At 52.2% G+C, this 20,046-nt stretch carries 23 protein-coding genes, 1 pseudogene and 1 riboswitch; of the genes and pseudogenes, 2 read left to right on the top strand and 22 right to left on the bottom strand.

Annotated features, from left to right (window positions below):
- Positions 1-35: 35 nt before the first annotated feature.
- The 12 genes and pseudogenes from spoVG to NI000_RS34185 all read right to left on the bottom strand — a co-directional run bounded on the left by spoVG (position 36) and on the right by NI000_RS34185 (position 10,281).
- Positions 36-320: a septation regulator SpoVG gene (gene spoVG / locus NI000_RS34240; protein WP_010501706.1), complete on the bottom strand. Its 285-nt coding sequence runs from the start codon at positions 318-320 to the stop codon at positions 36-38.
- 122 nt (positions 321-442) lie between these two features.
- Positions 443-829 (bottom strand): RidA family protein, encoded by a 387-nt coding sequence (locus NI000_RS34235; protein WP_036690522.1) that lies wholly within the window; start codon positions 827-829, stop codon positions 443-445.
- Between the two features lie 9 nt (positions 830-838).
- Positions 839-1,684, bottom strand: a complete 846-nt coding sequence (gene purR / locus NI000_RS34230) for a pur operon repressor (protein ID WP_025846823.1) — start codon at positions 1,682-1,684, stop codon at positions 839-841.
- A 134-nt stretch (positions 1,685-1,818) separates the two neighbouring features.
- Positions 1,819-2,673, bottom strand: a complete 855-nt coding sequence (gene ispE, locus NI000_RS34225; RefSeq protein WP_253415840.1) for a 4-(cytidine 5'-diphospho)-2-C-methyl-D-erythritol kinase — start codon at positions 2,671-2,673, stop codon at positions 1,819-1,821.
- A 323-nt stretch (positions 2,674-2,996) separates the two neighbouring features.
- Positions 2,997-3,170: pseudogene (locus tag NI000_RS34220) on the bottom strand (small, acid-soluble spore protein, alpha/beta type); the annotation flags it as partial.
- Positions 3,171-3,330: 160 nt separating this feature from the next.
- Positions 3,331-3,603 (bottom strand): biofilm formation stimulator Veg, encoded by a 273-nt coding sequence (gene veg / locus NI000_RS34215; protein ID WP_253415810.1) that lies wholly within the window; start codon positions 3,601-3,603, stop codon positions 3,331-3,333.
- A gap of 207 nt (positions 3,604-3,810) precedes the next feature.
- A complete protein-coding gene (yabG, locus tag NI000_RS34210) occupies positions 3,811-4,695 on the bottom strand; it encodes a sporulation peptidase YabG (RefSeq protein ID WP_253415809.1) in 885 nt (294 codons plus the stop codon).
- A gap of 81 nt (positions 4,696-4,776) precedes the next feature.
- Positions 4,777-5,691, bottom strand: a complete 915-nt coding sequence (gene rsmA / locus NI000_RS34205; RefSeq protein ID WP_253415808.1) for a 16S rRNA (adenine(1518)-N(6)/adenine(1519)-N(6))-dimethyltransferase RsmA — start codon at positions 5,689-5,691, stop codon at positions 4,777-4,779.
- Entirely contained in the window at positions 5,688-6,242 is a 555-nt protein-coding gene (gene rnmV / locus NI000_RS34200; protein WP_253415807.1) for a ribonuclease M5, read from the bottom strand. The genes rsmA and rnmV overlap by 4 nt, the downstream gene beginning before the upstream one ends.
- 107 nt (positions 6,243-6,349) lie before the next feature.
- The gene (locus NI000_RS34195) at positions 6,350-7,441 is read right to left on the bottom strand and encodes a 3D domain-containing protein (RefSeq protein WP_253415806.1); all 1,092 of its coding nucleotides are present in this window, start codon (positions 7,439-7,441) and stop codon (positions 6,350-6,352) included.
- Positions 7,442-7,766: 325 nt separating this feature from the next.
- Positions 7,767-7,957, bottom strand: a riboswitch (cyclic di-AMP (ydaO/yuaA leader).
- 224 nt (positions 7,958-8,181) lie between these two features.
- The gene (locus NI000_RS34190) at positions 8,182-8,949 is read right to left on the bottom strand and encodes a TatD family hydrolase (protein ID WP_253415805.1); all 768 of its coding nucleotides are present in this window, start codon (positions 8,947-8,949) and stop codon (positions 8,182-8,184) included.
- Positions 8,950-8,997: 48 nt separating this feature from the next.
- Positions 8,998-10,281, bottom strand: coding sequence for an HD domain-containing protein (locus NI000_RS34185; protein ID WP_253415804.1), 1,284 nt, complete (start codon positions 10,279-10,281; stop codon positions 8,998-9,000).
- 383 nt (positions 10,282-10,664) lie between these two features.
- On the opposite strand from NI000_RS34185, the gene NI000_RS34180 reads away from it, so the two are divergent.
- Positions 10,665-10,919 (top strand): AbrB/MazE/SpoVT family DNA-binding domain-containing protein, encoded by a 255-nt coding sequence (locus tag NI000_RS34180; protein WP_010501678.1) that lies wholly within the window; start codon positions 10,665-10,667, stop codon positions 10,917-10,919.
- Positions 10,920-11,620: 701 nt separating this feature from the next.
- Here NI000_RS34180 and rsmI read toward each other — a convergent pair.
- From rsmI to NI000_RS34130, 10 genes are all read right to left on the bottom strand, one after another.
- Complete coding sequence (rsmI, locus tag NI000_RS34175) at positions 11,621-12,514, bottom strand: 16S rRNA (cytidine(1402)-2'-O)-methyltransferase (protein WP_253415803.1); 894 nt, start codon at positions 12,512-12,514, stop codon at positions 11,621-11,623.
- A gap of 9 nt (positions 12,515-12,523) precedes the next feature.
- Positions 12,524-13,300, bottom strand: a complete 777-nt coding sequence (locus NI000_RS34170; RefSeq protein ID WP_253415802.1) for a tRNA1(Val) (adenine(37)-N6)-methyltransferase — start codon at positions 13,298-13,300, stop codon at positions 12,524-12,526.
- 90 nt (positions 13,301-13,390) lie between these two features.
- Positions 13,391-13,747, bottom strand: a complete 357-nt coding sequence (gene yabA / locus NI000_RS34165; protein WP_054973617.1) for a DNA replication initiation control protein YabA — start codon at positions 13,745-13,747, stop codon at positions 13,391-13,393.
- A 41-nt stretch (positions 13,748-13,788) separates the two neighbouring features.
- Complete coding sequence (locus NI000_RS34160; protein ID WP_253415801.1) at positions 13,789-14,592, bottom strand: PSP1 domain-containing protein; 804 nt, start codon at positions 14,590-14,592, stop codon at positions 13,789-13,791.
- Between the two features lie 2 nt (positions 14,593-14,594).
- The gene (gene holB, locus NI000_RS34155) at positions 14,595-15,572 is read right to left on the bottom strand and encodes a DNA polymerase III subunit delta' (protein ID WP_253415839.1); all 978 of its coding nucleotides are present in this window, start codon (positions 15,570-15,572) and stop codon (positions 14,595-14,597) included.
- Between the two features lie 36 nt (positions 15,573-15,608).
- Positions 15,609-16,055 carry a YaaR family protein gene (locus NI000_RS34150; RefSeq protein WP_025846801.1) on the bottom strand — a complete coding sequence of 149 codons (447 nt, stop codon included), beginning with the start codon at positions 16,053-16,055 and terminating at the stop codon, positions 15,609-15,611.
- A gap of 17 nt (positions 16,056-16,072) precedes the next feature.
- Positions 16,073-16,402: a cyclic-di-AMP receptor gene (locus NI000_RS34145; RefSeq protein WP_010501661.1), complete on the bottom strand. Its 330-nt coding sequence runs from the start codon at positions 16,400-16,402 to the stop codon at positions 16,073-16,075.
- 121 nt (positions 16,403-16,523) lie between these two features.
- Positions 16,524-17,168, bottom strand: a complete 645-nt coding sequence (tmk, locus tag NI000_RS34140) for a dTMP kinase (RefSeq protein ID WP_253415800.1) — start codon at positions 17,166-17,168, stop codon at positions 16,524-16,526.
- Positions 17,169-17,298: 130 nt separating this feature from the next.
- Complete coding sequence (locus NI000_RS34135; RefSeq protein WP_253415799.1) at positions 17,299-18,786, bottom strand: aminotransferase class I/II-fold pyridoxal phosphate-dependent enzyme; 1,488 nt, start codon at positions 18,784-18,786, stop codon at positions 17,299-17,301.
- 108 nt (positions 18,787-18,894) lie between these two features.
- Entirely contained in the window at positions 18,895-19,092 is a 198-nt protein-coding gene (locus NI000_RS34130; RefSeq protein WP_010501655.1) for a sigma factor G inhibitor Gin, read from the bottom strand.
- A 183-nt stretch (positions 19,093-19,275) separates the two neighbouring features.
- Between NI000_RS34130 and NI000_RS34125 the strand changes: the two genes are divergently transcribed.
- Positions 19,276-19,824, top strand: a complete 549-nt coding sequence (locus NI000_RS34125) for a hypothetical protein (protein ID WP_253415798.1) — start codon at positions 19,276-19,278, stop codon at positions 19,822-19,824.
- The last annotated feature ends 222 nt before the right edge of the window (positions 19,825-20,046 follow it).

Raw genomic sequence — 20,046 nt, 5'->3', positions numbered from 1 at the left:
AAAAGAGAGCCTTTTGGCCCTCTTCATAGATCGTATTAAGCTCCTTCTTCAATGACTTCCTCTTCTGTTGCGGCACGCTCATATTCCGCTAACACGGCCGCTTGAATTTTCTCGCGGGTTGAAGAGGAAATCGGGTGAGCGATATCTCTGAATTCTCCGTCCGGGGTCCGCTTGCTAGGCATGGCCACGAACATGCCGTTGTTACCGTCAATCACACGAATGTCATGGACTACAAATTCGTTATCGATGGTAATGGAAGCAATGGCTTTCATTCTGCCCTCGGAGTTCACCCTGCGAAGTCTGACGTCTGTAATTTGCACTTCTGATTCACCACCTTTTTCCATCTTGGAGACATGAACTATAAATTCCACATTTTAGGGCAAATTCCTGCTAAATCTCTAAAGTTTTTGAGCAATTTTATAAATACTTTATAAATTTGAAATTATTCGACACTTAACGCCGCAATAAGCTCGATTTCGACAAAAACGTCCTTCGGCAGTCGTGCAACTTCGACAGTTGAACGCGCCGGTTTGTGGTCTCCGAAGTAGGTTGCATAGATTTCATTCACCTGGGCGAACTGATTCATGTCTTTGATGAACACCGTTGCCTTGATCACGCTCTCGAATGTTGCCCCCGCTTCTTCCAATACCGCTTTCAAATTACGGAAGACTTGGTGCGTCTGCTCGGCAATGCCGCCTTCGACGATTTGGCCTTCGGGATTGAGCGGAATTTGACCGGAGGTAAATAACAGATTGCCGAATTTGATTGCTTGTGAATAAGGACCGATAGCGGCAGGCGCCCGGTCCGTAGAGATACGTTCTAATGTCATATGCATTTGTCACTCCTCAATTAGATTAGAAACCTCTTCTTGAAAATAATTGCCCGGCTCAGCCGTAATCTGCCGTGTCTTCGGGTCAACGGCGGACAGCTTGGCGAGCGAGACGTAATCCTCGACCAAATGCTCTTCGACTTCGCCCGACTCGACGAATACGCCAACGCCTTTGACCGTGGCTTTAAACTCCTGCAACAAGTCCATCATGCCGTGAATCGTTCCGCCCACCCGCATGAAATCGTCGATGATCAGCACCTTGGCTTCTTCCTTAAGCGCCCGTCTGGACAAAGACATCGTCTGAATGCGTTTGTTCGAGCCGGATACGTAGTTGATACTGACGGCGGAACCTTCCGTCACTTTATTGTCGCGGCGCACGATGACGACCGGCAGGTTCAAATAAGTAGCCGTGGCGTAGGCCAGCGGGATGCCTTTCGTTTCCACGGTCATGACCACATCGATATCGTTCCCCGAAAAGGCGGAAGCGAACATTTTGCCGACTTCATTCAAAATCATCGGCTGCCCCATAATATCGGACATGTACAAATACCCGCCTGGCAGGATGCGCTCGGGCTGCTCCAACTGGCGGCACAACTGTGTGATGAATTGCAATGAATGCGATTTCGATACTTTCGGTATGAACTTGACGCCACCGGCTGCACCAGCGAGCGTCTGAAGCTCCCCAAGGCCTTCCTCTTCAAACACTTCTTTAATGATGGCCAAATCTTCGCTGATGGACGATTTGGCGGAATTGTATCGGTCTGCAAATGTCGTCAAAGGAATCAGCGTATGGGGGCGGATCAGCAAGTATTGGGTCATTTCGACCAATCTTGCGCTTCTTTTTAATTTCTTCATGAGCGTTCCCCCTACACGTCGGATAAATAGCTATAAATCCGAATAATATATTGTGAATATACCATTTTTATACGTATTCATTCAAGCTGTCCATGCAAAAGATGATGACACAAACGTGACATACATTGGCTTCTTTACGTAAGCAGGCGGACAGCGAACACATCCTTGCAAAATCCCCGCAACCCGTTATAAATGCGCGGAATTTTCGTTTCCTTGGACACGAGGCCGAACACCGTCGGACCGCTGCCCGACATCAGCACGCCTTCGGCGCCCAGCTTGATCATAACTTCCTTCAGCTGGCGCACTTCGGGATACAGGTCCAACGTCACTTCCTCCAGCACGTTGCCCAGCTCACCGCACAGAAGATCGAACCGCTTCTCGCGAATCGCCCGAAGGACACCTTCCGTCGACGGATGCTTCCGGATTCCCGCGGCGTTCAGCTTGCCGTATATTTCCGAGGTGGACACATTGATCGGAGGCTTGGCCAAAATGACCCAGCACTGAGGCGGCGATTCAATCGGCTCCAGCTTCTCTCCCCGGCCGCGCGCAATGGCCGTCCCTCCCGTCACGCAAAAGGGCACGTCCGAGCCGAGTTCGGCCCCAAGCTTCTGCAGCTCGTCCGTTTCGATTCCGAGCCTCCACAGCCGGTTCAAGCCGCGCAGTGTCGCTGCGGCATCGCTGCTTCCTCCGGCCAGGCCCGCGGCCACGGGAATCTTTTTGTCCAAATGAATATATACGCCCTGCTTCACGTCATACCGGTCTTTAATGAGCCGGGCAGCCTGAAAGGCAAGGTTCTTTTCGTCGAGCGGGATATACCCGGCTTGGCTGGAAATAATGATCGTATCGCGAGGCAGCTCCTGCATCTCGATACGGTCCGCCAAATCAACCATGGTCATCACCATTTCGACCTCATGGTAACCGTCTTCACGCTTATGTAAAACATCCAGCGACAAATTGATTTTTGCCGGCGCTTTCTCAAACACTTTCATGTCGACACCTTCTTTGCACCTGTCTGTCATCCCGTTAATCGAAGGCATGATGCCGTTCATCCTAATACTATACCAAAAGCGCTACAAAAAAAAGCTAAAGCTCCATAACGGGCGCTCTAGCTTGAGGATTCTCCGGAAATGAACGTCCGCCCTTACGGCGCAAAGGAGGTGTAGCCCGTTTGAACCGGATTTGGGGCAATCGCATAAGCAGGCGGCAGCCCGGCATAAGGCGGTTGACCGTAAGGCGCATAGGCTTGAGAAACAACCGGCGCCGACTGGAAGCCGACCGGTTCGCGTACCGGCGCAGCCGCCGATTGCTGGTTCTGATTCGTCAAAGCCTGCTCGGCGATTTGGATCGCGCGCTTGACCATATTGCCCGCATCCTTCGTGCGAATGCCGCCCCAGCCTTCTTGCTGAACCGTCTCATAGAAGCCTAAATCTTTGGCCAGCTCGTATTTGAATGATTCCGACATGACGCCCCGACTTCTGCGTCCCATATCGCGTCCCCCCTCATAACTATGATGGTATCCGTACGATCTATTATGCGCCTGACGCAGCAGAATCATACGGTCCGCAATCTTTTCCAAGGGGAAGGGGGAATCTTGGACTTCCATTAAAAAAACGGCTGACCGTAAGAACCGGCCAACCGTTATGTACTTATTGATGTATCGTAATCCGTACTTCACCGTCATCGCCATGCACAGTAACTTCGACGGATTCTGTCAGGATGTCTGCGTAGCTGTAGGAAACGCGCTTGAATGTATGCTGTTCCTGATCCAGCTTGACAATAAAAACGGAAGGGTAGGTTTCCTCCAATACACCGGATCGTTCGATTGTCTTACGGCGACCACCATTCGCTTTTAACATAATCTTCTGTCCGACATGAGGTTCCAAACTACGTTTGATCTCCAACAGCGCATTTTTTGCCATTGACCACTACCACCTCTTTCCTTAACGATTATAACGCAACGACAGTAGTATGTCAATTTAAGCCGAATATTATATCAGCCATACAAACCCGTTGTCAACGGAATTTTTCCTTAATATGATGCGGTATTCCAAAAAAACGAGGGTAACCCGTTCACGAAATTGTAAAAGTTGGTGCGCAGAGCAAAATAAAAAAGCACCTTTCGGCGCTTATTTACGAATCGCATATTCAATTCGGGGAACGCCCCGGCGATAGCTCCCGCGGGATTCGATACCGCCCAGCCCTTCCAATCCGCTATGTGTCAACCCGATGACATCGACGATATTCACCGTATCCTTAATGGGGGTAAAAGCTACCTTGGCCGCGATGCACAAGGGATCAAGCGCGTGAATCAACACACGGGCCGGCGAACTGGCATAATTGGCCCCGGCCTGCATCAGCGCCTCAAAATGCGACTGGCACGCTCCTGCGACGATCGTCAGGACATCGCGGTTTTTTTCGAACTGACGGGCCACGCGAACGGCATTGACGAAGTTATGCGAGTTTTTGTAGCTGGTAAGCTGGGTAATATCTCCATGGGTTCGCCCGCGCTGCTTCAGAAGGCCGTCGTGACCCGTAATCACGACGATATCCGGCTGCAGTTGGGGCAGCAGACGGTAAAGCGCATCGGCCATATTCGCCTCCGCTACATAGTAGCCGTCCGCCGGAACGCGGAGCTCATTGTAGAGAAGCATGCATTTGCGCAAATAGTTCGGGTCGCCATCCAAATGCAGTACTCTGCCAGGCAATTCAAAGTAAGCCGGGCGCGGTTTTGGGGACTCCGCAGGCTCCGTGCCTTGCAATCCATCCGATTGCGTCTGCGGCGCTGCTCCGGCTCCCGACCGTCTCATGTCTTCCAGCCATTTGGGACGCATCGCCCCTAGTGATTCAAGGGGATCGATCTGCGGGGCCATCTCCAAATCCCGGAACGGGGCATCGGCCAGCAAGCGAAGTTCCACCCCGCGTAATATGGCCTGCTGCTGCCGAAATTCCTGAATTTTGAATATAACGTCACCGCCATACGACTTCCGAGTGACCAGGTCTCCCTGCTTCATGGCTGCATCGCCTCCTCGACTATCGTATGGCGGATATGGGCAAATGGTGCAGGGACAACCGCCTACGATCGTCCGGGCCGGCTAGCCCTTCAACGCGGCGGCCAGATGCCGGCTCAGTACGCTGTATTCCTCGATCGACAGCGTCTCCCCGCGGCGTGACGGCTCGATGCCGGCATTTCGGAGAATGCCTTCCAGTTGTCCTTTGGTCTCCTTCGTAAAATATCTGGCGGCCAGATTGTTATAAATCGTCTTGCGGCGCTGTACGAAGCTGGCTTGAACGACATCGAAGAAAAAGCTTTCGTCCTCCACTTCCACCGGCGGCCGCTCGCGCACCTTCAATTTAATCACGGCGGAGTCGACGTTCGGCTGCGGGATAAATACGGTGTGGGGCACAATGGTGACGACTTCCGGCTCGCAATAGTACTGTACGGCGATGCTCAAGCTCCCGTAATCTTTGCCCCCGGGCTTCGCTGCCATCCGGTCGGCGACTTCCTTCTGGATCATTACGACGATATGCTCCAGCGGAAGCTTTTCTTCCAGCAGCTTCATCACGATGGGGGTCGTTACGTAATACGGCAGGTTTGCCACGACGCTGACTTTCGAGACGTCGCGAAAATGAGCCTCGAACAGCTCGCGAAGATCGGTTTTCAGTACATCTCCGTGGACGACGGAAACGTGAGGATAAGGCTCAAGTGTTTCTTCCAGCATCGGCAGTAGCCGTTGGTCGATTTCGACCGCTACGACCCGTCCGGCCGTCTTGGCCAGCTGTTGGGTGAGCGCGCCGATCCCCGGTCCGATTTCCAAGGCCCCTTTGCCCGAGTCAAGCTCGGCGGCAGAGACGATTTTGGTTAAAATGTTTTGATCGATCAAAAAGTTTTGCCCCAGGCTTTTTTTGAGTGTAAAGCCGTACTTCTGAATGAGCTCCTTGGTCCGCTTCGGCGAAGCGATATCCTCGGCAGCTTGTCCGGACCGTTGTCCGCGATGTTCTGTCGTCATGAGCCTGCACCCTCTTCTTTATCCAAATGCCGCCGGGCCGCCTCGAACTCTTCACGCGAAATTTGAAACATCCGGCAGCGGTTATAGAACTGTTTGCCGTTGCAGTACCCGATCCCAAGCCGCTTCCCCATTTCGAGCCGTCGGGAAGCCGCTTCCGGATGGACGATGAGTCCCGCTTCGATCAGGTCTTCCCAAGCGATGGCGGATTCGCCTCTCATCCCATCCGTCCGCACGTTCTCCAGCGCCTCGCGAATCGCTTCGACGGATGCGTTCTCGACGCCGATATCTCCGCGGCTCGTTGCAGCTTCTTGCGTCAGGAAGGCATGCTTGCAGCCCGGTACTTCCTTGGCGATGATTTTACGGATACGCTCGCCTGCATGGTCCGGGTCCGTGAATACGATGACGCCGCGCCGCTCCTGAGCAAGCCGAATCCGCTTCAATACGTCTTTGTTTATCGCGGAGCCGCCTGTTTCAATCGTTTCCGCTTCCACCGCCCGCTTAATGGCGACGGTATCGTCTTTTCCTTCCACAACGATGATTTCCTTAATCATTTCTTTAAGCCGTACCTTCTTTCGTAAACAAGAGAAAAGAAGAGGGACATCAACCGTACCTCTTCTTTCCGTTCTATATATGATGAGTCTGCCCTAATTGCGCATCCTTAATCGACCGATGGCTTTTTCGGCCCGATGACATACACCGTGTAGCCCTTCTTTGAACCGAAACGATTGGCGTAGTCACTGCTGTCGAAATATACGTCGATCACATTCCCTTTCACCGCGCTGCCGGTGTCTTCCGCACGGCGGAAGCCGATTCCTTCGATATATACCCACCAGCCCATCGGGATTACTTTGGGGTCTACGGCAATTGTGCGACCTTCCGTTACTTTCGTGCCTGAAGAAGTTACCCCGTACTGCGGATGCTCGCTGCTTTTTCCTGTGGAGTCCGCATCGGCCGAGTACGCCGTAAGCTTCACATTGTTAATCACTTGCTTGTATCCGAATTTAACCCCGTTTTTGGTCAATTCGTCAACGGTCGGAGAAGAAGAGGATAAAATGACAACCGGATTTTTCGTGCCGACGGCTACAATTTTCTTAATGCTCTGGGTTTGCACCTGTTGATCGACGACATTCTCGGCGACGAGCGCCCCGTCCTCGAATAGCTTTTCCTTTTTCTTGAGCAGAATGCCCTCTTGCCCTTCTTGAACAACCTGTTCCTTGCCTTTGAGCAGCTGCGGCTCGTTCTTCTTCACCGTCTCGAACGGGATCGGTTCTTTCACTTCTTCCGTTTCTTTCTTTACGCGAACCACTTTGATCAGCGCGTTGTCCGCGACTTCCGTGGTCAATTCAGGGGTTACCTTATCGAGCTCGCCGAGCGCGATTTTCAAATCCGCCAGCGCGGTCTCCACCGTTTTCCCTGTCGTATAAACGGTCTTCGTCTCTCCATCTGCTGTCAACTGCACCGGCTTTGCCTTATCGATCGTAATGCGATCTCCGGACTTTACCGAAGCTTGAAGGGAATGCGACACCCGGTCGTATTCTCCTACAGCAATGCCTTGCTCATCCAGTATGCGTTGTAGAACCCCTTGCCGGGTCTGGAACGTACGTTCCTGTCCGTCTACAACGACTGATACGCGCTTGGTGGCCGTACCGTGATACATCAGTAAGAACATGAAAGTCATAGCGAATGAAATGAGGGCAATAATCGATATCATACGCAAGTTTTCATGCTTCCATCGCAATGCGAAGGACATGCTGGATGATCGTCTTACATGGGGTTGCTCATGGTTCACAGCGCCCACTTGTTCGGTCCTCCTTAAAGCCCCGCCATCCGAGTGTTATGCATGATTTAATCTGACGCGACTATGGTAAAATGGTTTGATTGCCATTCCAACAATTATCTGCTGCCATCAGAACTTACTTGCCTGCGGCGGCCACCTCCTTCAACTTGTGTTGGTTAAACCGGTTCCGGTTAATATCCCAAATGAACGGGAGAACACAAAAAAAGTCAGCGGAGAAGAGGAACCTTTCCGTGACTTTTTCATTTTGGCCAAAATGAAATAAAAGCTCACGACAATCGTTACCTCTCTCTGAACGCTTACGAGGTTAGCTGACGGATTCGGACTTGAGAGTCGCCCTACCCCAGTGCATGTTACCCATGCACGATGAGGATTCACCCCTAAAAAAACACCACAACGGTCAAAGCTGCGCCTTAACTGCCGCGATGTGGTTCCCCCGTTTCCCTTTCGGAAACTCAGCGATGTTGGATTTTGGTAATCGTTATGAAGTTATTATTGAGTTTACGATGGGAGCACCAAAGTTGTAAAGTATACAAACTTCGAAAAAAAGGATGGTTTTGGATCAATTCCAGCCGATTGGAGCTAAATCAATCTCAAAAACCATCTTTCTCTTCACAAGTCGTATGTTTTTATATATTTTTCTTCGATTATCTCGATTCGAAAGAAAATCCGCTTGTTCGAATCTGTGTATTTATTCACGTTAAGCCAAAAAGCCGGCTGGCATTGGACGTGGTGATTTCACACAATTCTTCCAAAGTTATCCCTTTTATTTCGGCAGCCGTCTCGGCGACCAGGCGCACATACGAGGACTCGTTTCGTTTGCCCCGATACGGGTGAGGAGCCAAATAAGGCGCATCGGTTTCGATCAATAAACGGTCGAGCGGCACCTTCTCGAGCACTTCCTTCGGCTGCTTTGCATTCTTGAACGTAACGGGACCGCCGAACGAAATATAGAAGTTCATGTCGAGGCACATCTTAGCCGTCTCCCAGCTGCCAGAGTAGCAATGCATGACCCCTCCGACCTCCGCCGCTTTCTCTTCGCGAAGCGTCTGCACGACGTCATGATGCGCATCGCGGTTATGGATCACGATCGGCAGGCCGACCTTCCTCGCAAGCCGAATTTGCTGGCGAAATACGCGGTCCTGCACGTCTTTGGGAGACGTATCCCAGTAATAATCCAGGCCGATTTCCCCAATGGCGACAACTTTCTCGTGTCCGCACAGCGATTCGATCCATTCGAGATCCTCCGGCGTCATGTCCTTCGCATCGGTCGGATGCCAGCCCACGGTCGAATAAATAAAATCGTACTGTTCCGCCAAAGCAATGGAGCTCGGGATCGTCTCCCGGTTAAAACCGACATTAACGATTCGACTGATTCCGCTTGCGCGTGCGCGCTCGATGACCTCCTGTCGATCCTCATCGAACTGCGGCGCATTCAAGTGTGCGTGTGTATCGGTTATCATCTTTTTCTCCTTATATTATGGTCTGGTTGTAAGAGCAGGTGATGACGGTTAAAGATCGAGCAGTTTTCGAAGATTTTTATCCAATTTGTCCGCATGGTTCAAAAGCAGCTCCCTTGGGTAATACAAATGGTATTTTCCCATATGAATGCCGCTGATGGAGCGGACAATTTCCGATTTCCGCGATATTTCCGTCAGGGTATCCCGCGAGTCAAGCAGCAGAATAGGCAGCTTCTCATCCTGTTCGCCGGGCCTGTACACATCATACGATAGATCGGAAGGAAAATCGATGTCCAGGTAATAGTCCGGATCGATGCCGAAGCTGCGCATTTGATCCCGGAGCCGCTCGATCTGCCGGGCATCGATTTTCTCAAGCATCACATATTTAAACAGCCGCCGCTGCAGGAACCGGGTACATAGGTCGGAAAGCACCGGATCCTCTTCGAAGGACCATTGCATCAGCACCGTCTGCATGAACGCCTCGTCCATTAAAAAATGGTCGTGTACCGTCATTTTTTGCCGGAACAGGTTCGGTAGCGGATGTAATAGGAAGCGGAAGGCAAAGCCTTCCTCATGAAGGTGATTCGCTCTTTGAAAAATGTTGTGAAGCAATACTTCGGCACTGCGTGTCACGGGATGAAAGTAGACCTGCCAATACATTTGGTACCGGGACATCAAGTAATCCTCCACCGCATGCATACCGCTTTCCTTCACAACGATATGACCCTGATACGGGCGCATGACGCGCAGGATGCGTTCCAGATCGAATGTGCCGTAATTCACGCCGGTGAAATAGGCATCCCTCAGCAGGTAATCCATCCGATCGGCATCGAGCTGGCTCGATACGAGGCTGACGACGATTTCCTGGTTGTACGTTTTAGCGATCACGCCCGCCACTTGCTGTGGAAACGTAGGCGATACGCGCCGCAGTACCTGGTTCACTTCCGTGTCCCCGAGAACGATGCGGCATGACCATTCCTCGTGGTGCGTCCCGAACGTTTTCTCAATCGAATGAGAGAACGGGCCATGCCCGACATCATGCAGCAGCGAGGCGCAGAGGCACAGAAGGCGCTCCTCTCGCGGCCAGTCCTCATACTTGTTGCGCTCGAACTGCGAAATAATTTTGCGGGTCACCTCGTAAACGCCGAGCGAGTGGGAAAACCGGCTGTGCTCCGCGCCGTGGAACGTCAGGAAGCAGGTGCCGAGCTGGCGAATTCGTCTGAGGCGTTGAAACTCCTTGGTGTTGATCAGGTCCCAGATCGTTTGGTCTTGGACGTAGATGTATTTGTGCACGGGATCCTTGAATACTTTCTCTTCTTGAAGGGGAGTGGTCATGAACATCCTCCTATCGGCTCCGGCTATTTTTTCGACAATACTCTCGTAAGAAGAAGATAAAATTTGTCGAAATATGTCGAATTCGAGCTTCCATTATTGTGTTTTCTTTTTTTATCTATACTTCAATGATCTGGTGACAGACCCTTTCTTAGTACGATGTGTATTATAAAAAACAACGATTTTCTCGCTTTTGAACGTTTGTTTTTACTGAATTTTGCATAACCCACCTCGTATACCATAAAATAACAAGGAAAACTCATATTTTTTGGTTGACTATTTTGGGAATGGTTGGTATCATATGTGTAAAGAAATGTCGAAACATGACGATTAATCTTTTGAAACACTATACTTCATTATGTACTTCTTAGAGAGGGGAATTTTTTATGATGAAATCCACCGGTATTGTTAGAAAAGTAGATGAATTGGGTCGTGTCGTTATTCCGATCGAATTGCGCCGTACTTTAGGCATTGGTGAAAAAGACGCTTTGGAAATTTACGTTGACGGCGAGCGCATCATGTTGAAGAAATATGAGCCAGCCTGTATCTTCTGCGGCAATGCTGAGAACGTTTCCTACTTCAAAGGAAAAATTGTTTGCCACGAATGCTTATCTGAAATGCCAATACCTGTGACAAAATAAAAAAAATAGGTTATAATAGAGATAGCACAATTCACTTTGGTAATTCTAACCTTTTTCATATCTCCTCTATATCCCTGATTCGTGGTTGTCCGAATCGGGGATTTTTTTTATGCAGGGAGTTTCCATCCCCCTAAATCCCCCTTCCTAAGGGGGACCCCAGGGGCCGCAGCCCCTGGACCCCGCAGGCGCTTCGACGCAGCTGGGTCCAGGGAGCGCGTCCGTCTCCATGCGAACCCTGCGGGCTCGGCATGAAGACACGCTTCACGTCGGCGCTCTTACGAAGCGGTGCATGCGCACACGGCGGCGTTTGATTCTTCATACCTGCTACGACCCGCATCGAGGCAAGCCTCGACAGCTTTTGTTCGAGCAAAGCCGAGACGCACTCGACAGCTCGTGCGTCGGAGAGCTCGCTGCTGAAGCAGCATCGCACAAAGGCGCTAGTTACTTGAAAGATGACCGACGCTGTGCAATCGCCAAGATTTTAACGAGTGACCATCGGTTAATACGAATGTAAACTTTTAAACATACTTTCATCGTTCGTTATAACGCGCACGACATACTAAACTGTTCTCAGGACGCCTACATTTCCTTCTCTTCGATTCGCGCAACACAGATAAGTCTTATTACCCGATTTGGCTCTAGGCCTAACATCTTGTCTCTTCTATTATATAGGAGGCGCGGCCGTTGTAAACTATTTCCTGTTAGCTTCCCTGGTGAAGCAGGTTATACAGCTCCCGCTTCGGGACGCCGCGGTCTTGGGCGGCGCGCCGCAAAGCCTCTTTGTGGTCGAGGCCGTCGGCCTCGTAGCGGGCGACATGCTCCGCAGGGGTTAAAGCGGCCCACCACAGGGCTTCGCCAGATGCCTCGGCTTCTTCCGGGCTGGCGCCGTGAAGGATGAGTACATACTCGCCTTGAGGCGGGTGCTCGTTCAGATGGTCCAAGCATTCGCGGATCGTGCCGCGGACGGCTTCCTCGTATTTCTTGGTCAGCTCGCGAACCAGGCAGATTTCTCGGGTCTCGCCGATCGTTTCGGTCATAACCGTTAGCGTCTTAACCAAGCGGTGCGGGGATTCGTAGCAGATTACCGTGCCGGGCTCGCGCTTCAAGGCAGCAAGCTCCCTTTCGAGGGGCTTTTTGTCGCGCGGCAGGAAGCCGACGAAGGTGAACCGCTCGGTCGGCAACCCGGACATGATCAGCCCAGAAAGTGCGGCGTTAGCCCCGGGAATAGGGATAACGGGGATATCCGCTTCGATGGCGAGGCGGACCAGATCCGCGCCTGGATCGCAGATCGCAGGCAGCCCGGCGTCGCTGACAAGCGCGATGGAATCGCCTTCCTGCATGAGCCGAATCAGCTCGGGGCCGCTGGCTTGCTTGTTGTGCTCGTGGTAGCTGACGAGCCGGGTCGAAATGTCGAAATGCGTGAGCAGCTTGCGCGTTTGCCGGGTATCCTCGGCCGCAATCCACTGCACTTCGCCAAGCACCCGAACGGCACGGTAGGTCATGTCCTCCAGATTGCCGATCGGAGTGCCTACCAGATAAAGGCTGCCTTGACGGCGGCTGTCGTTGGCATAGCTTTTTTGAACGTTCACGGACATCGATTCCTTCTATAATGAAGTATTGGACGGATCGGCAAGCGCAGCGCGGCGGCCGTAATAGACCTCCATCAGCTCATCCGTATATTCCGTCTCATTCTTATAAACAATCAGCGGCGGAAGCATGCGAACCTCCGGTTTTCCGTCGCGAAGCGCTTCGATGAGCACCATATTCGCTTCGGCATCGGCCCGGGGATGAACGAACCGGATCCGTTTCGGCTCCAGCCGGTACTGCCGCATCGTGCAGCAAATATCGACCAAGCGGCTCGGCCGATGCACCATGGCAACTTTGCCGCCACTGCGCACCAACCTACTGCTCACCCGGACTACATCGTCCAACGTGCAGAACAGCTCGTGCCGGGCGGCAGCTACGTGCTCATTCACATTCTGATCCCCATTCGGGACAGGCAAATACGGAGGATTGACCGTCACCAAATCGAAGGCACCGTTCCCCAGCTCTGCAGGAGATTGACGCAAATCGCCGTGCTGGATGGCGATTCGTTCCTCCAGCCCGTTCAGCTGCACATTTCGTTGAGCCATATCCGCCAATCTGGCTTGAATTTCTACGCCCGTAATGTGCGCTTTCGTCCGGGTGGTCAGCAGCAGCGGAATGACGCCGTTGCCGGAGCACAGATCGACGATACGCCCTTTCGGCGGCACCGAACAAAAGCGCGCAATCAGCACCGCATCCATCGAAAAGCTGAATACTTCGTCGCTCTGAATAATTTTTAAATCGTGCGTAAGCAAATCGTCGATTCGCTCCCGCTCATAGATCGGGACTCGTTCCAAGCGTATTCCTCTTTCTGCCGATTATTATGTACCATATCTAAACTCTTCAAAAAAAACCGTAGAAGAGTCATTCTCCTCTACGGCGCATCGTTATTTATTCAAAAATGACATGCAGAACAAGCAGTCGCCTTCCGTACGCAAATGTCCATAATAGACATTGCAAATGTGAAAGCCTTCGTGATAGATGCGTGCCAAATTGTCGTAGCCTTCACCGGTCGTTTCCTTCATCGAAACAGGGACGCTCGCGCCGGCTGCTTGAAGCACAGGCAGCATCGGTTCGGCATCTTTCTTCAGCAGCTTGCGCAGCTGCTGATTCTCGATACCCAGCCGCTTGTTCTCCTCCAGCAGCTCGATAATCTGCCGCTTGATGTCACCTAGCTCGGCATACAGCGTGCCCATCTGTTCTTCCATTTGATCGATTTGTACGAATATATCCCTTTTATCCACGCTTTTCTCTCACCTCAAGCTGCAGAAGCAGCGACTGGCTTTTAATGCTGCTCCACTACATCATCCAAAGGAAGATCCATCACTTTTTTCAAATCGAAAATTTGCACTTTCGCCGTACGCTCCCCGACATTCAGCGACACCACGCGTCCGTTGCCGAACGACGTAATGACCTCGCTGCCTACGCGGGGAAGATCGTCCTTGGCGCTTTCGTAATTATCATGCTCATATTTGAGGCAGCACATTAATCGTCCGCACAATCCGGAAATTTTCGTCGGATTGAGCGACAGATTCTGGTCCTTCGCCATCTTGATCGAAACCGGCTCGAAATCCCCCAGAAAGGAAGAGCAGCACAGGATGCGCCCACAAGGCCCGATGCCCCCAAGCATCTTGGCTTCGTCCCGTACGCCGATTTGGCGAAGCTCGATCCGCGTCCGGAAAATGCTGGCCAGATCCTTGACCAATTCCCGGAAATCGACCCGGCCTTCGGCCGTAAAGTAAAAGATGATTTTGTTCCGGTCAAATGTATACTCAACGTCGACCAGCTTCATGCGCAGCTGGTGATCCTTAATCTTATCCTGACAAATAGCAAACGCATTTTTGGCCGCTTGCTTGTTATCCTCAACAAGCTGTGCATCCTGCTGGTCCGCAATGCGGATGACCTTCTTCAGCGGAAGCACAACATCCGATTCGCCTACCGTCCTTCGGCCAATCACTACCCGGCCGTACTCGACTCCGCGCGCCGTTTCGACAATGACCGCACTGTCTTGATCAATCGGCAGATCGCTCGGATCGAAGTAATACACTTTGCCCGCCTTCTTGAAGCGGACACCTACCACAGAGAACAATCTTACACCCCCTTGAGCCGCATTAATATATGTTCCAGCGCGAGCTGGGGATTGGCATGGGACCGCAATCGTTTCTGCGTCTCCACCGCCTGCTCGAGGCAGGCGATCCAGTGCTCCATCGAATAAGACAACGCTTGCTGCGACATCCAGTCCAGTTGATCCGTGTAGACCAATTCTTCGCGGCTGCCGAGCTTGAGCTGCACCATATCTTTGAGCCACAAAATCAGCATATCCATGAAGCGCGGCAATTGTTCGGAAAACTCGCCCTTTGCCAGCTTCTGCTGCGCGATCAGCATTGCAGATGGCAAACGGGACAAACTCTCCCTAGCTAATTGTATCACCAAATTTCGGAGTTCTGCAAACCCATTTCCTTGAATCAACTCGCGCGCCGCCTCCGGTCCTGCGGCCAAATTCACCGCCGCTTGCACGAGCACGGGCGGATGTCCCTCCTGCAGAAGGAGCTCCTTCATGCCGCTTCGCCCCATTGGCAAAAAAGGAATCCACTGGGAGCGCGACCGAATGGTCGGCAGCAGGGCTTGTCCGTTATCCGTAATTAGAACGGCCACGACCTGCGAGGTCGGCTCCTCCAAAAATTTCAGCAGACTGTTCGCCGCTTGAACGGTCAGCTTATCCGCATCCTCCAGTATATACATTTTAATGTTAGAGGCCGAGGCGCGATAAGCAAACTGCTTTTGCAGCTCCCGAATCTGGTCGATTTTGATGGAGGCGCCGTCCGGTACGATCCAATGCAGATCAGGATGGTTTCCATGCTCTACCTTGCGGCAATCCAGGCATTCCCCGCAGGCATCGTCCGCCAGCACCTTGCAATAGATAGCTTGGGCGAACGCCCGGGCCATCGCTCTCCGCCCGGTCCCGGGCGCCCCCGTAAATATATACGCGTGCGAAACTTTGTCGGTCCGAAGGCTGTTTTGCAGCATTCGTTTGACTCGCTCCTGCCCTGTAATCGCTTGAAAAGACATGACGGTCTGCATTTCCTTTCCAGATCGGCTGCTTCGCTAAAAAAATAAATTAATCAGCATTCCGCGAATTTCACCGATTTTTTGCAGCAGCTCGATGCGTCCCTGTTCGCTTTCCACCAGCTCGTCCGCCAGGCCGAGCAGCTCGGCATCGATTTCCTCCAGCAGCTTGTACCGCTTCGTCCGACCCCTGCGATCCCAGCCCCGCGTATCGCGAAGCTGAACTCCCCGCCGTGCCGTCTCCTCCAGAAACTGCTTCACAAGCAGCTTATACTGCCGGAGCTCGCGTACCGTCATCGACTTGGCTAGCCGTTGACCTTGCAGGTCAATTTGCTGAAGGATGCGCTGAAGCTGCTCCCGGGTTGCTCTTTCTTCATGCTGCTGCATCGTATCGGAGAACGACATTTTTTGAAGCTGCTGGGATGACGTATTCTCGCTGCGGACGACTTCATTGCCGAAAGGGCGCCAACCCGGGTTGATTTTCACTCGGCTCGACCTCGTTTCTAGAAATGTTCGAACCGCTCGACCGGAAGCACGAATACCGCCGCCCCGCCAACCTGAACTTCGACAGGGAAAGGAATATACGAATCTGTCGTTCCCCCCATCGGGGATACCGGGGTGACCATTTGCTCTCTGATTTTGCAGTTCGCTTTAATGACTTGCAGCGCTTCATTGACACGCTCATCTTCCGTACCGATCATAAATGTCGTGTTTCCGGCGCGTAGGAATCCTCCCGTGCTCGCCAGCTTGGTTGCGCGAAAGCCCTCTTTGATCAGTGCGTTCGACAAACGGTTGCTGTCCTTATCCTGCACAACGGCGATAACCAACTTCATGCATCCAGCCTCCTTTGCCAAAGGAATGTTATCCGTCTTCCTACCTTAAATAATTAGACAAGCGTTTGAAAAATTCCTTCATTTATATATAAACATCTGTAGAAGGAATATATCTATTATATCATACTCGCTTGGGGAGCTTTTGGTTCAGCATTTGCCCAATATCCTCGAGCACCTTGTCCAGCTCCTGCTCCGCATCCACCCGTACGACACGTTCCGGAAATCGGCGGAGTACTTGCAAGTAACCTTCTCGCACTTTGTTGTGAAACGTCATCGACTCCAGATCCAGGCGGTTCACTTCCCGTCCCTGATCGGCGCGAATCCGGGCCAGCCCGATCTCCGGACGAATGTCCATGAACACCGTCAAATCCGGCATCCAATCGCCGATCGCAAACCGGTTAATGGCAAACACCTCGTCCATGCCAAGCTCGCGCGCATACCCTTGGTACGCCAAGCTGCTGTCGATAAAACGATCGCATACGACGACCTTGCCGGCTTCCAGCGCAGGAATGACTTTCTCCGCCAAATGCTGCCGTCTCGCGGCCGCATACAATAACGCTTCCGTACGCGGGTCCATCACCGTATTGTTCCGGTCGAGAACGACCGAGCGAATCTGCTCGGCAATCGGAATGCCCCCGGGCTCCCGCGTGGATAACACGTCGTACCCCCGCGTCTTGACTTGCTCTAGGATGGCATCGATCGCAGACGTTTTGCCTGCGCCCTCTCCGCCCTCTACCGTAATAAAAAAGCCACGTTTCACATGCATGTCTCCTGTCCTGTAGTGACTCGGATAGCGGTTGCAATCCGTTTCTCCGCTCTATAGCGAGCTTCTTCTCTTGATGCCGTGCGAACAAACCTCCGCCTATTCAAAACTATTCGTGTATGCGTCTGTGCCGCTAAGGAATTACCTGCCGCGTTTCCAGCACCGGGACGGTGCCGCCGGCGCTCACATCATGTCCGTGAAAACGCGACCCTAAGGCGGCCAGCCGCGTTAAATGCGCTGCCGTCCGTTCGGTAATCCGCTCTCCCGGATAAAGGACCGGAATGCCCGGAGGGTATGGCACGATCATCTCGGCAGCGATGCGGCCTGCGCATTCGGCTACGGGGACCGTTACCTTCGTCTCCGTCCCCTCGTGGATGGCTTCCCAATCGAACGTAACCGGCTCGGATATCCGCTGCGCCGCGTCTTCGGTCTCCCATAATCCCGACTTCGTCTCGTTTCCTTCGTCCCGTGTTTCTTCGTCTATCCGCTCCAGCGCTTCAATAAGCTGCTGCGCTGCTTCTTCGGTGCTCGCCAAACTGAACGCAAGCAGAACATTCGTCGGGTCTGCCAGCTCCGGGAAGCAGCCCTGCTGCTCCAGACGCTCTTTTAACGCAAAGCCGTCGAGACGGCCTGACACGTCGTACAGCGCCACCTTAAAAGGGTCCTGAAGACAACCGATCTGAAGCATGCGTTCCGTCAGTTCTCTTGCATGCCACCGGCTATGTCCGTTTAGATAGGCTGTCACTCTCCGAGCAGCCGATAGGCCTCGTTCGATCCACTCCCCGCCGTCTTTCTGCAGCATCCGCCGGCTGAGGTCCAGGCTGGCCATAATCGGATAAGAAGGACTCGAGCTTTGCACCATAGCAAGCGCCTTTCGGACAGCACTGCGGTGAATACGCGGGCCCTGCACGTGCAGCATCGCGCCCATCGTCATGGCCGTCAACATTTTGTGAGTGGACTGCACGACCGCATCCGCCCCACAGCTTAAGGCCGAGGCAGGCACATCGGGATGAAAGCCAAAATGAGCCCCGTGCGCCTCATCCACCAGCAGCACCTTCCCCCGGTCATGTAGAAGGCCGGATAATGCCTTCAAATCGCTTGTAATGCCGTAATAGCTCGGATTGGTTACAAGCAGCCCCTTGGCCTCAGGATAGCGATTTAGCGCCTGCTCGACATCCTCTGCAGCCACTCCCATGCTCAATCCGCTCTCCGGGTCCCACAGCGGGGAAATAAAGACTGCCTGCGCACCCGCAAGCATCAATCCGTGAATGACTGATTTATGTGCATCCCTCTGCACCAGCAGCAAATCGCCGCGGCGGCAGGCTGCCAAGATCATCGCCAAATTTCCCGCCGTACTCCCGTTCACCAGAAAAAAAGTTTCATCCGCCCCAAAGCACGCCGCAGCCAAGGACTGGGCTTCTTTAATCGCTTCTTCCGGATGGTGAAGATCGTCCAGCCCGGCGATCTCCGTCCTATCGAGTAATAAGATTTGCCGGAAGTCTGACTCCGCTTCGGCATACCCTTGCGCTTCCGACTTATGACCGGGCACATGGAAGCTGAGCGCACCCGATTCCCGATGGGCCGCCAATGCTTCGTACAGCGGCGCTCTATGCTGTGACACCTTGTTTCCTCATTTCAAAAACAATTTTAGCAGTATTGTACCAAACAAAAAAGCCCGCTTCCATCCCTGTCCGAGATAAAACGGAGCTTGCTTCCTTTCGCTTGCCGTTCAAGCATTCTTTTTATATAAAATTTGCTTCATCTGGTGTATGAAAAAAGGGTACTTGGCATCGTTGACTTCCGTATGGACCATTTCATTCTCGCAATCCTCGCATATGAATTCGGATATGATTAGGATGCCGTTTTCTTTGGTTTGCCCGCAAATGATGCAGGATGGCGTGAAATCGTGCTGCAGCTCTTCGCTCATGTTCGATTCACCTCTACTCTTCTTTTCTAGCAGTATGCCCAATTCTCTTAAAACTCAAACCTTTCCGCGATATTTTTGTTGAAAATCCATGTTAGCCCGTGACAAACTCAACATTTTCCTGTACCCTACCGATATATGTAGTAAATTTTCATTTTGTTCTTCAAGTGAGGATTGGGGCTTATTATGCCAAGAGACCGAACGTTGTCCAAAGAATCGACCATCTATACTTACCGGCTGCTCAAACGGGTACATTACAAGCCGATCTTCTTTCAGGTATATTGGATTTTAACCGCTTGCGCTTTTATCGGGGCCACTATTGCGATCTCTTTTGCATCATTACCTGCAGGGTTGATTGGTGTCCCGATCGGAGTGATCGGTATACCGCTCGTCCAAACGCTTCTGATTCGCCTCCTGCTCCGAACGAAAGTCAAGCATGCTCCTCAAACCTGGAGCTGGTCCTATCGGCTGCCCTGGTTCGGTTATGCTCCGGGCACGGACACGTATATCGCTATGACCAAAGTACGCCGACTCCATTTCCATGTGCTGTGGATCGTCTTGGTCTTGCTGGGATGCCTCTACCCGTGGCTCTCGCCATCGCTCCTCGGCTTCCTGGTATTCGTTCATCTCTGGCTTTTGCTTCCGCGCCTAGTCATCATTTTCCTTCTTCGTAAGCACAGTTCATCCGGCTATTTAAAATTAAATGAGAACGACTCGTCTTGCTATGCACAGTAGGGCGAGTTTTTTTAGATAATCGTATAAATACCGAAAAACCCTTGCATCTCCAAAGTTGGATCGCAAGGGTCTAATTATTCCCTGAAAACTGGATCGAAACAAAGCGTTTCCGATATATCTTTTCTCGCTCCGTTGACTTCGTCAAAAGTCGCTCCTAAAAGATATATCTTAACTGGTAATCAAACCTTAGTCGCTTCCCAAAGATTATTCGGAAAGCTTGTT

This window comes from Paenibacillus tyrphae (assembly GCF_024158745.1).
Lineage (GTDB): Bacteria > Bacillota > Bacilli > Paenibacillales > NBRC-103111 > Paenibacillus_G > Paenibacillus_G tyrfis_A.
This window is presented reverse-complemented; position numbering and strand designations above follow the sequence as displayed.

What these genes read in the sequence shown, in the direction of transcription:
- NI000_RS34235 (WP_036690522.1), bottom strand. Translation starts at nt 829, where the DNA reads ATGACATTAGAACGTATCTCTACGGACCGGGCGCCTGCCGCTATCGGT.
- NI000_RS34190 (WP_253415805.1), bottom strand. Translation starts at nt 8,949, where the DNA reads ATGATAACCGATACACACGCACACTTGAATGCGCCGCAGTTCGATGAG.
- NI000_RS34125 (WP_253415798.1), top strand. Translation starts at nt 19,276, where the DNA reads ATGCCAAGAGACCGAACGTTGTCCAAAGAATCGACCATCTATACTTAC.
- NI000_RS34185 (WP_253415804.1), bottom strand. Translation starts at nt 10,281, where the DNA reads ATGACCACTCCCCTTCAAGAAGAGAAAGTATTCAAGGATCCCGTGCAC.
- holB (WP_253415839.1), bottom strand. Translation starts at nt 15,572, where the DNA reads ATGTCTTTTCAAGCGATTACAGGGCAGGAGCGAGTCAAACGAATGCTG.
- veg (WP_253415810.1), bottom strand. Translation starts at nt 3,603, where the DNA reads ATGGCAAAAAATGCGCTGTTGGAGATCAAACGTAGTTTGGAACCTCAT.
- NI000_RS34195 (WP_253415806.1), bottom strand. Translation starts at nt 7,441, where the DNA reads ATGTCCTTCGCATTGCGATGGAAGCATGAAAACTTGCGTATGATATCG.
- NI000_RS34145 (WP_010501661.1), bottom strand. Translation starts at nt 16,402, where the DNA reads ATGAAGTTGGTTATCGCCGTTGTGCAGGATAAGGACAGCAACCGTTTG.
- NI000_RS34130 (WP_010501655.1), bottom strand. Translation starts at nt 19,092, where the DNA reads ATGAGCGAAGAGCTGCAGCACGATTTCACGCCATCCTGCATCATTTGC.
- NI000_RS34180 (WP_010501678.1), top strand. Translation starts at nt 10,665, where the DNA reads ATGATGAAATCCACCGGTATTGTTAGAAAAGTAGATGAATTGGGTCGT.
- rsmA (WP_253415808.1), bottom strand. Translation starts at nt 5,691, where the DNA reads ATGACGACAGAACATCGCGGACAACGGTCCGGACAAGCTGCCGAGGAT.
- ispE (WP_253415840.1), bottom strand. Translation starts at nt 2,673, where the DNA reads ATGAAAGTGTTTGAGAAAGCGCCGGCAAAAATCAATTTGTCGCTGGAT.
- purR (WP_025846823.1), bottom strand. Translation starts at nt 1,684, where the DNA reads ATGAAGAAATTAAAAAGAAGCGCAAGATTGGTCGAAATGACCCAATAC.
- tmk (WP_253415800.1), bottom strand. Translation starts at nt 17,168, where the DNA reads ATGCATGTGAAACGTGGCTTTTTTATTACGGTAGAGGGCGGAGAGGGC.
- rsmI (WP_253415803.1), bottom strand. Translation starts at nt 12,514, where the DNA reads ATGTCCGTGAACGTTCAAAAAAGCTATGCCAACGACAGCCGCCGTCAA.
- rnmV (WP_253415807.1), bottom strand. Translation starts at nt 6,242, where the DNA reads ATGATTAAGGAAATCATCGTTGTGGAAGGAAAAGACGATACCGTCGCC.
- yabG (WP_253415809.1), bottom strand. Translation starts at nt 4,695, where the DNA reads ATGAAGCAGGGAGACCTGGTCACTCGGAAGTCGTATGGCGGTGACGTT.